Origin of the sequence: Pseudomaricurvus alkylphenolicus (assembly GCF_011683955.1) — a bacterium.
GTDB classification, from domain to species: Bacteria; Pseudomonadota; Gammaproteobacteria; order Pseudomonadales; family Cellvibrionaceae; genus Pseudomaricurvus; species Pseudomaricurvus alkylphenolicus.
Genome location: NZ_JAAQPI010000014.1, coordinates 45,559 through 61,976 on the forward strand (window position 1 = coordinate 45,559; position 16,418 = coordinate 61,976).

Genomic DNA, 16,418 nt, shown 5'->3' on the forward strand with positions numbered 1-16,418 from the left:
GGTATGCCGCCCTGCCGTTAATCCAATGAAACTAGCTAAAACTTGTAGCCCAGGGTGGCACCATAGGTTGCTGGTTCCTGCAACGTCGCCGTGCGCATATGGCCCAGCGCAGCAGAGCCCACGTTGATATGTGAGATAATATCGTCATTGCCCAGATTTCTTCCCCATAGGTTGATTGACCAGCGGTCGTCGTGGGTTTTCAAGACGACATTGGCGTTGATCACAAAGGTTTCGTCCTGATGGGCGATATCCTCCTGGAACTCATTAAACCAGCGTTCTGTCGTATAGATACCCTGCAGCTTGAACTTGGCCGACCAGTTGGAGGAGATGTCCAGCTCGTATTGAAGCGACAGATCAGTATTCAGCTCTGGAGTGTTAGGCAAACTATTGCCCTTGAGATTGACATCGACTCCGGGTTCGAAAGTGGTGTTCTGCGTTTGGAAGTCATTGAACTGGGAATCGATGTAAGCAATATTGAGCTGTGCGGTCAGGCCCTGGGTCAGGCGCGCGATGGATTCAAACTCCAATCCCTGCGTCTCCGCCTCAGCGGCGTTAACCGTAACCAAAGTACCATTGATCGGCCGCTGGACCTGCAGATCTTCAATGGTGGCGTGGAAAACAGTCGCGTTAATCTGCAGGCGATCGTCCCACCACTGGCTCTTCATGCCAATTTCGTAACTCTGAATGTATTCCGGGTCAACGGGGGCACCGGCATTACCAACGTTCATGACACCGGTTTTATAGCCCCGGGATGCGGTTGCATAAAAGAAAAGGTCATTGGCGGGTGTGTATTCCACGGTGAACGTCGGTGTCCAGGCATCCCATGTTTGATGGCGGTCAATGGGAAGCACGACAGGTGGCAGTTGAAAGGGAGGTCCGGGTGGGATAGTAAAGCCGGTATCGGATTTCTCATCTTCGCTATAACGCAGCCCTGCATTGATGGACCATTGTTGATTGAGGTCCCAGGTAGAGTTGACAAATGCCGCCCAAGACTCGCTTTCTTGCGATCCCTCAAACTGGATCAGCGGTCGCCCTGCCGCGAGATGTCCGAGAGAGCCAGGTAGGTACTGGCCCGCGTCTATGTCTTCGGAAAAATAGTAAAGTCCAAACATTGTGGAGTGCCGTTCGCCGATCCAGGTCAGTTGCAACTCCTCGCTGTATTGGGTTGAACTCTCGTGATTGTCACTCTCGAGCAAAACAACGGGAGTGCCATTAAGGTCAATGGTCCCGGTGCGATCCATATCCAGATAGTTGGAGAGCGACTTCAGCGACAGGTTCTCACTCAAGTCCCAGATTAGCTCCAGTGTATAGCTGTCAATTTCCTTGGTTGCACGTATATCAACTTCGGAGTTCAAGTCTCGGGTGTCGTGGGCGATGCTGCCGCCCATGGCGATTTCGGGCACGGCCACCTCGGGATTGCCACCCCCGAGCATGTGGAACGCGCCGCTACCGTCGTCGGATTCGTAGTGGGTGGCAGAGAGAAAGGCAGAAAAGACGTCACTGCCGATGAAACTCAATCCCAGCCGGAAGCTTTCATCGTTGGTGTCATCAAGATCCTTCCCGGTTGGCAGGTTTTCGCCAAAGCCATCGCGGTCTTGAGTACGAAACGCAATTCGCCCGAGTAGAGCGTTGTCGATCAGAGTCCCGCTCAGAGCACCTTGTAATTCCATCAGGTTATAGTTGCCTGCAGTCACTTTGGCATACCCCTCAAACTCCTCGGTAGGCCGTTTGCTCATCACATTTAGTGACCCGCCGGTGGCATTGCGGCCATAGAGTGAGCCTTGCGGTCCACGCAGTACTTCGATGCGTTCGAGGTCGTAGAAGCTGCTGATTTGCGCCGCCGGGCGTGATACCACTGCACCATCGACGTGAAACGCGACACTCGGTTCTCCGCCGGAGGCGAAGTTGGTGAGGCCGATACCTCGGATATAAACTCGCGCTGTTCCGAGCGCCGTGGAGACCTGAAGGCTGGGCGCCTGCGATTGCAAGTCAAGTACCGAGGTTATACGTTCTTCAGCAAGTTCCTCTCCAGCCAGGGACGTGACTGAAACGGCTGCGTCCTGCAAGCTCTCTTCGCGTTTCTGTGCAGTAACGATTATCTCCTCTAGCCTCAGAGTGCTTTCGGCTGTCACAGTTGCTGGTATCGACAAAGCGATAGATAGAGGCAGTAGCGCCAGGGACCTTGAATGCGGCCAGGAGCATCGGAGTTTGTTCATTGTACTCTCCCATCGGAATTCCTTATTGTGTTTTGAGCGGCGATCAATTGACATCACCTGCTCTCTTGTACTACATCGGGCATTGAAATTAGTGCTCTGCGCTATTTGGGATTGCGCAAGGTTAATGTAGTAAGCGCTTCGGACTCCGTTAAGATGTCAATATCAGGATCACGATATCATTTTTCAATCGCAAGGCTATCGACACTCAGTAATATTTCAATAGCGCGGTAAATATGACCCGCCAGTCGCACCGAAAAATCAGAACGGGTTGCTATTTTCAATAGCATCGATATTAGAGTGTTGCCATGTGATAGAAATCGGCTACAATTTTTTGATATCGATAACAATCAGGAATCGCCATGAAACTCAATCAGGTACGCGACCTTATCGCTGTCGCCGAACGCGGTAGCCTGCGCTCAGCGGCTCGATACCTTGGTGTAGCACAGCCCGCCATTACTCGCAGCATCCGAGAATTGGAAAAAGAACTGGATGTCACTTTGTTTGAAAGGCTGCCAAAGGGCGTGGTTCTGACCCCCATGGGAGAGATTTTTCTGCAGCGAGCCAAGGCGGCACAATGTGAACTGGATCGTGCTAAAGAGGAATTGCATCAGTATAAGGGGGGCTCTGGAGGCAAGGTGTCGGTGTGTTTGTCCACTGCTTCACACATTGCTTTGTTGCACAACACATTGGAACCTTTTCGCTCCCGCTACCGTGAAGCCTTACTGGATATTACGGAAGGTTTGTTCGCGAGCGCGGAAGCCGGCCTGAAAGGGGGAGAACTGGATCTCTATGTTGGCCCGCTGTCGGAGGACAAAGTATCCAGCGAATTCATCGTCGAAAAATTGCTGGATAACGAGAGAGTCGTTTTCTGCCGCAAGGGACACGCATTGGCCGATTCCGATTCTCTGGGGGACTTGTGCGACGCTGATTGGATATCCACTGCAGTTACCCTTCGAGCAGATGCCGAGCTTTCGCCACTGTTCCAAAAATACGGTTTCAAAACTCCGAGAATTGCTCTCTATGCCCATTCAGCCTTGACAATGATGACGGCTGCGGCTGGTTCAGACCTGTTGACCATGCTGCCAAAACAGTGGGTGCAGTTTTCCTGGGCCCAAAGTCTGTTACATCGTATTAAGGTCAAAGAGCACCTTGAGGCACCGGCCATGTATATGGTCAGAAGGGCAAGCCTGCCACTGACACCTGCGGCGGAGTACTTCGGTGATATGATACGCCGAGCGAGTGTCGCCTTGGAGGCGAGTGCCGTATGATAACAAACGGCTATCAATAGCGGCAAAGTGCTGTCTTGTCGAGATCCGCAGTCGGGTTGTATTGTCTGTAGTCAAGCTGTTGCACGCGATGCGACCTACCGACTCATCAAGCGGGTTATTTTCTATGATATTCCGATTGTCTTCACTTTTCGGACGCCATACGACGTTCATTTTTGTTCTAGTGCTGCCGGTCCTGCATTTAGCGGGGTGTTCCAGGCCGACGCCAGACGCCAACACGGCTCAGATGTTTTCGAACGTCCAGAATTCGAACTCTACATCGCTGGTGCTGGAGCGGATTAACGTCGTCGACGTTAGAAATGGATCGGTGCTTGAAGAACAAACGGTGGTCATTGCTGGCGGTAGCATTCGCTCTATTCAACCAAGCCACACGGTCAGTGGCCTCAAGGGGCAGCGCATAGATGCTGACGGCAAATACCTGATTCCGGGCTTCAACGACATGCACGCGCACGTGTTATCCTCTGAAGATCCCGAACGCAGCCTGTCACTGATGTTAGCGCATGGCGTCACCGGTTTTCGACAGATGAGCGCGAGTGAGTCGCTGTTGCAACAGCGCTTGCGGAACGGGCGCTATCTGTCAAAAAACCAGGCACCGGATCTACTGGCAATGTCCGGTCCTATTGTCACCCGCCTGACAGTAAGAACAAAACAGCAGGCCCTGCAGGAGGTCGAGCGGCAGGAGGCATTGGGCGCGGACTTTATCAAGGTCGTGGACAGCAGCCCGGAGTCACTGGTTGCTTTACTGAAGGCTGCCAAGGCTCGCAGTATTCCCGTCGCGGGCCACCTGCCGGAATCCGTCAATGAGACCCTGGCGGCGAATATTGGCATGAAGTCGATTGAACATCTGGGGCCGAGGAGCAGCGTGGTGATGGGCTGCTCGAATCTCGAAGAGGCGCTGCGTGAGAAAATTGCCAACAATCCTCACAGCGGTCCGCCCGAGTTACCCGCCTGGTTGGCGTCATTGATCAAGCCCCTCACAGATCGCATGTTCCGAAAAATTGTGGTCAACCCCTACATCGTGTCTACGCCGACTGATTTCGACATCATGAACCGCATTCTTACATCATTCGATGAACAGAAATGTGTCCAATTTGCACAACAGCTGGCGTTGCAGGATACCTGGCAAGTACCGACTCTGGTTCGCATTCGTACCATGTCTTATGGCGGCGATGCCGATTACCGATCGAGTCCGGATCTGCGTTTTGTGTCGTCCGAAACCCTTGCGAGCTGGAACTCGGTTGCCGACGAGTTTACTTCAGAGCTGTCGAGTGAACAGAGAGCCACGCTGGAACAGTTTTTCGAATTGCAGGCAATCATCACGGCAATCCTCGCCGAGCAGGGTGTGAAAATGCTGGCCGGTAGCGACGTCGGCGGCGGCTGGCTGGTTCCAGGTATCAGCCTTCATGAAGAATTCGATCTTCTGGATGCGGCGGGTGTCCAGCCGCTACGGGTGTTGAAGATGGCCACAGCTGATGCAGCGGCTTTCCTGGAGCTGGGTGACGAGCTGGGGCTGGTGGAGGTTGGCAAGCGTGCAAACTTGGTGTTACTTGATCGCAATCCATTGCAACGTGTGAGCAACTTGCATGGTGTCCATGCAGTTATTCGAGCGGGTAACTATTATGATCGGGATGAACTCCAGCGTCTGAAAGTATCCGCACAATACCGCTAATCGCGTGCGACTGTTTGATGATGACAACAGGAACACAAGCGTGATTTCGGTTTGTGAAAAATACTACTTTGTGGTGCTTCAGGTTGTGATGATGTCCGCCATTATTTCACTGGTTCTGACTTTGACAGGCAACGGCGACAGTGGTCTGTTCTTCTCTGCGTGGATGCAGGCCTGGGGAACAGCTTTCTGGGTTGCTTTGCCCAGTATTTTTATCGCCACGCCGATAGCCCGTCGGGTTTCGTCACTTCTAATTTCAACCCGAGTCACCATCCAAAACAGATTGCGCGCAAGAAAGAGTTGATTGACTCTGCTCATACACAATTCAATCTATCGCTGACTTTAAGGCATTTACCATGACACATGCAGCTATTGAAAATCCCCACGACACCGATGACATCGCTCTGGAAAACGGTGAGTGGATAGACGCTATCGACTCCGTGCGGCGTGAACAGGGCGAGCATCGCAGCCGGGAGATTCTCAGGCTGTTACAAAACCACCTGCTGACCCAGGGCGTCAGTCTATCCGAGGCCACACTCAATACCCCATACCGCAACACCATTCCGCCGCACCAGCAGCCGGCCTATCCCGGTGACAGGGAGCTGGAGCAGAAAATTGAAAATATTATCCGCTGGAATGCCATGGCCATGGTGCTCGGTGCCAACGACAACGGTTCGGGCGTCGGCGGTCATATCGCCACCTATCAGTCCGTCGCCACTGCTCTGGAGGTGGGTTTTCATCACTGGTTTAGGGCGCGCAGCGACAACTACGGCGGAGATATCCTGATGGTTCAAGCGCACGCCGCGCCGGGCATCTATGCGCGTGCCTATCTGGAGGGCCGACTGACCGCAACACAGCTGCAACACTTCCGCCGTGAACTGCAGCAAGGCGGTGGTCTGCCCTCGTATCCGCATCCTCGCCGGTTGCCTGACTTCTGGCAGCTGCCGAGCGCTTCCATGGGGCTGTCAACCCCCTCGGCTATCTATCAGGCGCGTTTTATGAAATACCTCCAAAACCGCGGCCTGAAACCCGACAACGGCGGCAAGGTCTGGTGCTTTATCGGCGACGGCGAATCGGACGAGCCTGAGGTATTGGGAACCATTAACATGGCCGTGCGTGAAGATCTGGACAATCTGGTCATGGTGGTTAACTGTAACTTGCAGCGACTCGATGGTCCCGTGCGGGGCAATGGCAAGATCATTCAGGAACTCGAGCGCAGTTACCGTGGCTCCGGCTGGGATGTGATCAAAGTCATTTGGGGCGGGGAGTGGGATGAGTTGTTTGCCCGCGATCACGACGGTGTATTACAAGCTCGCATGGACCGCGCGGTGGATGGAGACTATCAATTCTATACCGTTTCCGACGGTACCACGGTGCGTGAACACTGGATTGACGGTGATCGACGACTGGCACAGCTGATGCAGACACTCAGCGACGATGAAATCCGGGTGATTCGGCGAGGGGGCCACGACCGTAAAAAGCTCTACGCGGCCTTTGAGCGGGCGGCGAAGAGTACGGGTCGCCCGACGGCGGTACTGATCAAAACAGTCAAGGGCGATGGCTTGGGCGCGGCGGCTGAGGGGCAGAATACTGCCCATCAGAAAAAGCAGCTCAGTGAAGAGGAGCGCATTGCCATTGGCAGGCGCTTCGGTATTCCCCTGAGCGATGAGCAAATGGCACGAGCCGAACTCTACAAACCTGAATCGGACAGCCCGGAGGCCCAGTATCTGCACCAGCAGCGACAACGCCTGGACGGCTATCTGCCCTCGCGTGTGGTCAGTGAACAGCGTCTGCAGGCACCCGCCTTGTCTCAGTTCAAGGCCGCCATAGAAGGCAGCAAGCGCGAACAATCCACCACCATGGCCTTTGTACGTATGCTGGCAACGCTGCTGAAGGACAAGGCCATCGGGCGTCACATGGTTCCCATTGTGCCCGATGAGGCGCGAACTTTTGGTATGGAGTCTCTCTTCAAGCAGTTTGGTATCTATTCCAGCGAAGGACAAAAATACAAACCCGTCGATGCCTCCACGTTGTTGCCGTACAGAGAAGCCAAAGACGGGCAACTGCTGCAAGAAGGCATTTGTGAAGCCGGTGCCATGGCCTCGTTCCTGGCGGCGGGCACGGCTTATGCCAACTTTGGTGTGCCGATGATCCCGTTTTACATTTTCTATTCGATTTTTGGCTTTCAGCGCGTCGGCGATATGATTTGGTCCTGCGCCGACGCCATGGCAAAGGGGTTCTTGATGGGAGCCACAGCCGGTCGTACCACGCTCAATGGCGAGGGTTTGCAGCATCAGGATGGGCACTCTCATGTGCTCGCCTCGACGATACCAAACCTGCGCAGCTACGACCCGGCTTTCGCCTATGAGCTGGCGGTGATCGTGCGGGACGGCATCGAGCGTATGTACTACAAGGATGAAAATATCTTCTACTACCTGACCCTGTATAACCAGAACTATGAGATGCCCGCGATGCCAAGTGGTGTGGAAGAGGGCATCATCAACGGCATGTATCGCTTTTCTGAGGACAGTGATGAGGGTTACAAGGTTCATCTGTTGGGCAGTGGCAGCCTGATGCAGGAGGTGCTGGCGGCAGTGCGGATTCTCAAACAATACCACTGTAGCGTGGATGTCTGGAGCGTGACCAGTTATACCGAATTGCAGCGTCAGGCCCAACAGGTCGAACGTCAGAATCTGTTGGCGCCTGATCGGCGTGAACGCAATTACATCGAGCGGGTGATGTCTGAGGAGGAGGGCATAGTGGTTGCCTGCAGTGACTACATGAAGTCTCTTGCCAACGGCATTTCCCGCTGGTTCACGCAGTCATTTACCGCGTTGGGGACTGATGGGTTTGGCCTCAGCGAATCTCGACCCGACCTGCGCCGTCACTTTGAGGTGGACGCCAATTATATCGCCTGGGCAGCTTTGACCAGTCTCTTTAACAAGGGCGAGTTGGCGCAGGAGGCGCTCGAGCGTGCGCGACAGGATCTCAATATTCCCAGACAAAAGCAGGATCCGAGTTCGTTATGAATGTGTTCAACGCATCCGCGCAGCGTTTCTTATTGTTCCCAGGTTTTTGATGAGGTGGAAACACACAATGACAACTCAAACGGTATGTATGCCCGAATTGGATGGTGGTGGAGAGGTCATAGAATTTTGCGCCGAGGTCGGTCAACTGGTGACGGAAGGCGACTCGCTAATGGTGCTGGAGTCGGACAAGGCCTCAATTGAAGTCCCCTCACCGGCTAACGGCACCGTTTCACAGTGGCTGGTTGAAATTGGTACGCAAATTGTATCCGGTGCGCCCCTGTTGGAGTTGCAGCCACTTGGCAGCGGTGCTGACGCATCGACGTGTGATCAGGACACACTACTACCTTTGGAGTCCAAACCGGCTCCCGAGCCAGAGACTGCCCCTTCCCCTGGCGACACGACTGACTCTGCAACCGCATTCCCGGTTGCCACCAGCGCGGTAGTAAGCGCCCATATCAACGCCGGCCCGGCGGTCCGAAAGCTGGCTCGGGAATTGGGTATACAGCTGGCGGACGTCGAGGCGCCCGGTTCGGGAGAGCGGCTGCGCAAGGAACACCTGAAGGCACATGTCAAGCAACGTTTGTCGCAACGGCCGGCCGCTCCGAATGAGGCTTGCGGGAGTGTGCCGCCAATGCCCCTGGAAGATTATGTGCGTTACGGCGATATTGAACACAAGGATCTGACCAATATCGCCAAGGCTACGGTGGTGCACATGACCCGCTGTTGGCTCAATATTCCACACGTTACTTTGTTTGATGAGGTGAACATTGACGCCGTTGAGAACTTCCGCAAGTCGGTCGATCCCCAGTCTTTGGGCTTACCCCGCCATCCCACATTATTGCCATTTATTATCGCAGTGGTAGCAAGGGCGCTGAGACATTTTCCGCAGTTTAACGTTGCCCTGGACGAAAAAAACGAACAGGTGATACAGAAATCCTATGTTAATATCGGTTTCGCGGTAGACTCGCCTGCGGGTCTGCTGGTGCCAGTCATTCGCGAGGCGGATAAAAAGAGCATTCGGGAACTGGCACTGGAGATCACGGCGCTGGGCGAAAAAGCCAGGGAGCGCAAACTCAGCCCCGCCGATATGCAAGGAGGCTGCTTTACCGTTTCCAGCATGGGACCGATGGGTGGGACCGGTTTTACTCCCATCATCAACGGCCCCGAAGTGGCCATACTCGGGATTGCCAAAGCCAGCGTCAAACCGGTTTGGGACGGTGAGCGGTTTGTTCCCGTCAAACAGCTGCCACTGTGCCTGTCGTTTGATCATCGTGCCATCAATGGTGGGGATGCGGGACGATTTATGGCATTTGTTAACGATGCCCTGTGTGATATACGACGGCTGTTGTTGTAATCGGTGCCTTTGAGATAGTTGACTTGTCGGTACAAGCCGATGTGTTCTTCTATTCCCGCGATCATTGCGGTGCACGTGATCAGCGTGAGACCTGCGCCATTGCTGAATGAGGCATTAAGGCAATGGTGAATCGCGGGGGAGTTAGCTCTCATAAGCAGGTCACTTCTTTCCTATCACAAATTGAGATACATCGTATCAAACAAATCCATTTCCCTCGTACCCCAGGGTTCCGTAGCCTAGTTCCCGTCAGCCTTCCGGCGGAAAGTGTCTACAACTAAGTCTGACCAGTGAACTGGTTCATATCAGAGGGAGTAACGGTGAAGATCTTTGCATACGTCCTGTTGGCTTTGACCGTAAGTCAGGTCGGGGCGACACAATTACGCCCCAATGTTCTGCTTGTGGTTGCTGATGACCTGGGATACACCGATCTGGGTAGTTTCGGGGGGGAGATCAGTACTCCTAACCTCGATAGCTTGGCAACCAACGGCATGCGTTTTAGCAGCTTTTATACAGCCCCGACTTGTTCGCCCACACGCGCCATGCTGCTTACGGGAGCCGATAATCATCTGGTCGGGCTGGGCACCATGCGCGAGGCCATGGCCGACAATCAGCGTGGGAAACCGGGGTATGAGGGGCATCTTAACGATCGTGCTGCTTCACTGCCCCGAGCATTCGCCGACGCAGGCTATCGAACATTAATGACGGGGAAGTGGCATTTGGGGCACAAAAAAGAACACAGTCCTGCGGCCCGTGGATTTACTCATAGTTTTGCGCTCCTGGATGGTGGTGCGGGCCACTTCAGTGATCTTGGGATCGACAAGCAACATGCAAGCTATCGAGAAAATGGAGAATTTGCCAAACTGCCGGATGATTTCTACTCTTCGCGTTTCTACACTGACAAGATGATCGACTATATTGAAACAGGTCGTGATTCGGGAAAACCATTCTTTGCTTATCTTGCGTATACCGCGCCCCACTGGCCCCTGCAGGCTAAGAAGAGCACCATTAAGAAATACTCGGGGGTATATCAACGTGGATACGACGACATCCGCAGTGAGCGTATGGCACGCGCCATAAATCTGGGTGTTATGCCTGTTGGCGGCTCTGCGTCTTTGCCCCTGAACGGCGAGAGAGATTGGCGACAGTTGAGTGAAGACCAAAAAAGGACTTCAGCCCGGAAAATGGAAATTTATGCCGCAATGGTTGACGACATGGATGCAAACTTTGGCAGACTGGTCGAATATCTAAAGTCTACAGACCAGTTTGATAATACCATCATATTCTTTATGTCAGATAACGGTGCGGAAGGTGCGACCATAGAAAGCGAATACCCTTTTCTTACCAAGCACGCTGAAACTTGCTGTGATAACAGCTATGCCAACCTCGGAAATTCTGATTCGTACATATTTTATGGCGCCGGCTGGGCGCGAGCTTCTGTCGGAAACTCGCGTGATTACAAAGGTCGTACCACAGAGGGAGGCATTAGATCACCAGCGTTTATTCACTACCGCGGAATAAATGGCGCGGGCTCTGTGTCAAACCGCTTTTTCACCGTGAAAGACGTACTGCCGACCCTCATGCAGCTATCAGACGTCAATATTCCCCAGGGCTTCGAGGTGCCCGTCGAGGGACGCTCTATATGGCGTCCGCAATTGAGTGCCGCTGAAATGGGTTGGGAGTTTGTCGGTGGACGTGCCTATCGTAAAGGAAACTGGAAGCTTGTGTCGACAACTGCGCGACACGGTGGTGACAACAGTTGGCGCTTGTACAATCTGCATAAAGATCCTGGAGAGCAAAAGAATCTTGCAAGTGAGCATCCGAGAATATTTCAGGAAATGGTGAAATTGTTCGAGGCTTATGAGGATAAAGCAGGCATCGTTTATCCCGATAACAAATAGTCAAGCAGGAAGGGGCTGCATGGTAACAATGTCAATGACTATACCAGTGACTATGCAGCAATAGCCTGCTAATAAAAAACAGGAGTACGGCCCATTGAGTTTACCCAAAATCCACCGCGTTGTGACAGGCCACGATGCCAACGGTAACGCCATAGTCGTTCACAATGGAGATCTGCCTCGTGTGAAGGAGATCGCGGCCATACCGGGCACCGTCTTTCACGAGGTGTGGAGTACCAAGGCCAATGCATCGGTCGACAACGGTGAAGATCCCACGCTGGGGCCGCTGGTACTGCCGCCGCCAGCAGCAGGCACTCGCATTCGCTTTGTGGATATTCCTCCGGATACCCGCGAGTTTCTCGAAAATGGTGCTGCCAAAATGAACGATGCTTTTGCCCAGATTGGTGATGTTTCTGCCTCGACGGTCAAACGGAATTCACCACACCCCCTGATGCATCGCACCGAGTCGATTGACTATGGTTTGGTAATTGAGGGCGAAGTCACCTTGATACTGGACACGGAAGAAGTACTGTTAACACCCGGAAGTGTCGTTGTTCAAAGGGGCACCAATCACGCCTGGGCCAATCGCACCGAGGCTGTTGCACGTATGGCGTTTGTGCTGATTGACGGAACCTATGATCCCGGTATCGCTCGTTCCCTGGCAGCGAAAGGCTGATCGGAATTCCGAGTGGTTTGTTCAACAGGCTGGGACTGGAATCTCGCGCGCTCCATGTGAATCAATGCGGCTATTTATCGGCAGCTTCGGCAATCAAGACCTGAATTCCATGCGAGCTAAACAGATCCAGCATGGCTTCGTCAGCATTGCTGTCCGTAATCAGAATGTCGACTTCGGACAACGGGCTGAAAATAAATTTGCTGCGTTTACCCAATTTGGAACTGTCCGCAAGAATAATGAGTTGATCGGCTTGCTTTCGCAGCTTTTGTTCCGCGCGAATCAATAGCGGGTCGGATTCCATTACGCCGTAATCTCCGATACCCGGTGTGCCCATGAACATCTTGCTGCCGTGGTAATACTGAATGGTGTCGCTTTCAAAGGCGCTCAGAATAATGCCCTGCTTGCGGTAGATTTCACCGCCGGGGAGTGTGATTTGATTGTTGCTGTTGTCAGACAGCTCTTGCGCCAACACAAACGAGTTGGTCAGAATATTCAGTTGCCTGTCGGCCAGGAACTCTCCCATCATAAAAGTGGAGCTGCCCCCGTTGATAATGATGGATTCACCGTCTTCGCACAGTTCTACCGCTTTTTGGGCGATCAGACGTTTAACGTCGGTTTGTACTTCCTTGTCGGCGAGAAATGCTGAGCCCGACAGATGTTGCCGCTTGGCCTTATGTTCTGTATTGGGCAGAGCCTCTGCGCCGCCTCGGATTTTTCGTAACTGCTTTGCTCGCGACATTTTGATCAAGTCGCGTCGAATCGTCGCTTCTGACGAGTTCAGTTGAGTTGACAGGCTGCGGACACTGGCGAATTGCTGCTCATCAAGGATATCCAGGATGAGTCGCTGCCTCTGTTTTTCCAGCATTGGCGTTTCCCGACTGTTGCTGTCTGTGATTGGTTTGCTGATGATGTTACCCATTTTTAAACAAATTTGCAGTAACTTGACGACATTTGACTGTTTTTCGATCAGCTCGAATCAGTTGTAAGCCAGAGGGCTGATGAACATCGCATTCAGGGGGGTGAGTATTGGTTGATCATTCCTTCAGTGTGATGCCCATACCCATTTCCTCCATTTCGTGAATCAAACGCTGACGCCACCTGGTGCGATATTCCGTCAAGCCGGGAATGGTCGTTGATGCCGCGGAAACCAACTTCAGATCCATGGCTTCTGGCATTGGCTGTGTCAACATATAAGCGCCAGACACCGTACCGGTCAGATCGTGAGAAGTGAGCAGAGGTTGTTGTGGTCGCAGACTGGCCAACAGCGTTGGCAGGTGAGGATTCCTTAAATACGCGCCTTCAAGAACGATGGTGTTGCTCGCGTGGACCAAATCCAACTGCAGGTCGATCATCAATGCCAAATACAAGGAAATCATCGCAGAAACCGGCAGGCTGCCAGGTGGCCAGCCTCCCACCCGCCCCCGATGTTGTGGGAAGGGGCCGGTCCCCGTCACCCACGAGGGGAAACAATAGCTGCCTTGCCGTATCAATCGAGTGATATGGGAAAGGTCATAGGGTTCATCAATACTGCCGTTCAAGTGTTGGCACAACAGCTCCGCTTCTCGCCCTGCCATAAACCGTGAACAAACGATGGGATCACCATCGGCGTCCACATTCATCAGCATATCCCGCTGTTCATCAAGCCTGTAAGGCTCCGCATCGCTGAGTTTTGCGCTATTCATGGCAATACACCAGGTGCCGGTCGACAGCACGGTGAAAGTATGTTGTTTCAGCGCGGCTTTGTAGCGATAGTAGCTGGCGTTACTGTCGTGAATACCCGTGAATACTTGGCAATTTGGCGGCAGTCCGGTCAATTTACTTACGCCGTCGCTGATAGGTCCTAAGGTATCAGAGGCCGCTTTCAGGGGCGGCAACAGCCGCCGCCATCCCTCGTTGTGTACCAACGAGGACCATTGACGATGATGGGGGTCCCAAAGATCCGTGTGGCAGCCCAGCGAGGTGACTTCCGAACAGCGATTGCCGCACAGACGCCAGGCCCAATATTGCGGGTAGGTGAGGATATCGGTTGCCCGTTGAAATTCGTCTTCAAAGTGGCACTGCATCCAGAACAATTGTTTGCCCAGATTCAAACCCGCCGGCAACCGTGGCGAAGCGGTCTCGGTAAATTGGGGGCGAGCCTGATCATATTCATCTTGCAGGTTGTCCACACCGTCAAATTCGTAGTCCATCACCGGTAATACCAGACCGTCACCCGTCGGCTGCTTACGGTTAATCAGTGCAGCGGTGGCCCCGTGAGTGGTGATCACGATGGCATCAATGGCGTACAACTTACTCCAGTTTCTCAGGCCCTCCAGCAACCACTCCCAGATCGCGCTGGTATCATAGTGAGGATAGGGGCCATCCGCTAACACATGATTGGCCCTGACCCGGGCATGCAAGGTATCAGTCAATGAACTCTTGAGGTGCAGTTTGATATGAGTCTTGCCGATGTCGAGTATGGCAACATGATTCATAGGGCGGAAACCACTTCAGATTCGTTGGCGCTGCCTGGTTCGCGTTTGATCATCCAGATGGCCGCACTGATAAAGTAAGATATCGTTGGCAGTAACAGCCAAAACTTAAAGCGCTCTAGATCTCCGTTATTGTAAACGTATGCAGTGGCGCCTGCGCAGGTTAATAGCGACAGCATTGCAGCCACGCCGGCGAGAGAATATGTGCCTTTCTCTGAGCTTATCTCTCCTTTCTTTTCATTCAAGTATCGTTTCTCGGCTTGTTGACGTTCATGCTCAGCGGCTTCCAGATTGGCCGCTGCCCGGCCATAGTACTTTCTGGCTCCGAAGGCGGCAGCCAAGGCGAGATAGAGTAGGGTTGTTGTCGCCCAGACGGGAAGCAACAGGAAAAACAGGTGCACATGCAGATGCTGATTCAGCAGCCAGGCGGTAGCCAGGCTTGCCAGCCATGACAGCAGGGCGGCCATATTCAGGGATTGACCACGATAGTGTGACCAGTAGCGGGTGAGCCCCAGCGGCCTGAATAGCCAATGTTCGGTCACGATCACGGCACCCACCGGGACGAGTATCAGTCCCATCAAGCCCACAAAATCCATCAGTTTCGAAAACACAAAGGGAAAGCAGGCAATGATGGTGGTCACAACACCTGCCAGCGCGGTTACTTTGGTGCGGCTCCAGTTGGGGTTCAACGACTGAAAGGCCAGTCCGGCGCGATAGATAGTGGGGTTGGACGTTGTCCACCCGGCGATAATCACTGCAATAATGCCGCTGGCGCCCAGTGCCTGGAAAGCGACCGCACCAGCGTCCAGCTGCGTAATGTTACTCTTTAGCATCAGTGCGGCGCCGGCTCCCATAACGCCGGCGCAGATCCAGGCCATATAGTGACCTATAAACATTCCCAAAACCGAGAAGTAACCGTAGCGTGCCTTGCAGGCAAAACGCAGAACCGTCATGTCCGACATGCCACCATGCATGGCCAGGTTACAGATCCAGGCAAAGGCCGCCACATGCCAGAAACCGATGCCAGTGTCGCCTTCGATCCAAATGTAGCGGTCGGCGATGGCGATAAAACCGGTGTCGTCACCGCTGACAGAGGCGACCTGGTATAACTGTGGGTACATGGCGAGCGCACCGGCGATAAACATCAAAATCATCCAAGGGGCGCAGACTTCGGCAAACTGCGCTACCCGGGCAAACCCCTGGGTGGCAATGGCGACCACCACCGCACCCACCGCCAGAGCCACCGCGACAAAACCGACGCTGGTGGGGTACCAGGTCACCTGTGCGGGGATGTCAAACAAAATGCGCACGGCGGAGGCCGATACGGTGATCATGGCGCCGGCCAAAATGCAAAACAGGACGCCGTTGGCGACGCTATAGAGCTTGACCAGATGGCCACCGCAAATGCGATAGAGGTAGGCGTACAGCGTCAGCCGGGTCTCAGTCGCAATGGGAGCACAGACAAGCCCCCAGGTCAGTACCGCCATCAGGTTACCCAGTAACAGCCCCCAGAGAATGTCTCCCGTCCCAACTCCCCAGGCCACAAACATGGCCCCTATGACGAATTCGGTGCCTGCGACATGTTCCCCGGCATAGCTGGCTGCGAAATAGCGTGCAGGTTGCAGTTGTTCGGGGGCCACAGGCGCCATTTCAAACTCATGGTGATCAGACATCTGGATTCCTCTGAGGCGCTCTCATGGGGAGGCCCGCTGTTGTGTTTATTGGCGAGTTTCGAGAAAGAAGGGTACTTCTCTATGACTGTATATGCAATAAATATATTGAAAATGATCATTAATGCCTGTATAAATAATCATATTCAATCATA

11 protein-coding genes are annotated in these 16,418 nt (G+C 53.5%); 7 read left to right on the forward strand and 4 right to left on the reverse strand.

The features are described from left to right. Positions 1-35: 35 nt before the first annotated feature. Positions 36-2,216, reverse strand: coding sequence for a TonB-dependent receptor (locus HBA55_RS27605; RefSeq protein ID WP_166998159.1), 2,181 nt, complete (start codon positions 2,214-2,216; stop codon positions 36-38). A gap of 359 nt (positions 2,217-2,575) precedes the next feature. Here HBA55_RS27605 and HBA55_RS27610 point away from each other — a divergent pair, with 359 nt between their 5' ends. The 7 genes from HBA55_RS27610 to HBA55_RS27640 all read left to right on the forward strand — a co-directional run bounded on the left by HBA55_RS27610 (position 2,576) and on the right by HBA55_RS27640 (position 12,122). After that, complete coding sequence (locus tag HBA55_RS27610) at positions 2,576-3,484, forward strand: LysR family transcriptional regulator (RefSeq protein ID WP_166998161.1); 909 nt, start codon at positions 2,576-2,578, stop codon at positions 3,482-3,484. 244 nt (positions 3,485-3,728) lie between these two features. Continuing rightward, positions 3,729-5,171 carry an amidohydrolase family protein gene (locus HBA55_RS27615; protein ID WP_166998165.1) on the forward strand — a complete coding sequence of 481 codons (1,443 nt, stop codon included), beginning with the start codon at positions 3,729-3,731 and terminating at the stop codon, positions 5,169-5,171. Between the two features lie 91 nt (positions 5,172-5,262). Further along, positions 5,263-5,472 carry a DUF2798 domain-containing protein gene (locus HBA55_RS38235; RefSeq protein WP_420821515.1) on the forward strand — a complete coding sequence of 70 codons (210 nt, stop codon included), beginning with the start codon at positions 5,263-5,265 and terminating at the stop codon, positions 5,470-5,472. Between the two features lie 52 nt (positions 5,473-5,524). After that, positions 5,525-8,197, forward strand: coding sequence for a pyruvate dehydrogenase (acetyl-transferring), homodimeric type (gene aceE, locus HBA55_RS27625; protein ID WP_166998169.1), 2,673 nt, complete (start codon positions 5,525-5,527; stop codon positions 8,195-8,197). A gap of 67 nt (positions 8,198-8,264) precedes the next feature. Beyond that, positions 8,265-9,551 carry a 2-oxo acid dehydrogenase subunit E2 gene (locus HBA55_RS27630; protein WP_166998171.1) on the forward strand — a complete coding sequence of 429 codons (1,287 nt, stop codon included), beginning with the start codon at positions 8,265-8,267 and terminating at the stop codon, positions 9,549-9,551. A gap of 317 nt (positions 9,552-9,868) precedes the next feature. Continuing rightward, positions 9,869-11,449, forward strand: a complete 1,581-nt coding sequence (locus HBA55_RS27635; protein WP_166998173.1) for a sulfatase-like hydrolase/transferase — start codon at positions 9,869-9,871, stop codon at positions 11,447-11,449. A gap of 94 nt (positions 11,450-11,543) precedes the next feature. Then, positions 11,544-12,122, forward strand: coding sequence for a cupin domain-containing protein (locus HBA55_RS27640; protein ID WP_166998175.1), 579 nt, complete (start codon positions 11,544-11,546; stop codon positions 12,120-12,122). A gap of 70 nt (positions 12,123-12,192) precedes the next feature. On the opposite strand, the gene HBA55_RS27645 is transcribed toward HBA55_RS27640, so the two are convergent. From HBA55_RS27645 to HBA55_RS27655, 3 genes are all read right to left on the reverse strand, one after another. Beyond that, positions 12,193-12,987: a DeoR/GlpR family DNA-binding transcription regulator gene (locus HBA55_RS27645; protein ID WP_166998178.1), complete on the reverse strand. Its 795-nt coding sequence runs from the start codon at positions 12,985-12,987 to the stop codon at positions 12,193-12,195. Positions 12,988-13,156: 169 nt separating this feature from the next. After that, complete coding sequence (locus tag HBA55_RS27650) at positions 13,157-14,596, reverse strand: FGGY-family carbohydrate kinase (protein WP_166998180.1); 1,440 nt, start codon at positions 14,594-14,596, stop codon at positions 13,157-13,159. Beyond that, positions 14,593-16,266, reverse strand: a complete 1,674-nt coding sequence (locus HBA55_RS27655; protein WP_166998182.1) for a purine-cytosine permease family protein — start codon at positions 16,264-16,266, stop codon at positions 14,593-14,595. Before HBA55_RS27655 ends, HBA55_RS27650 begins: the two co-directional genes overlap by 4 nt. Positions 16,267-16,418: the final 152 nt, after the last annotated feature.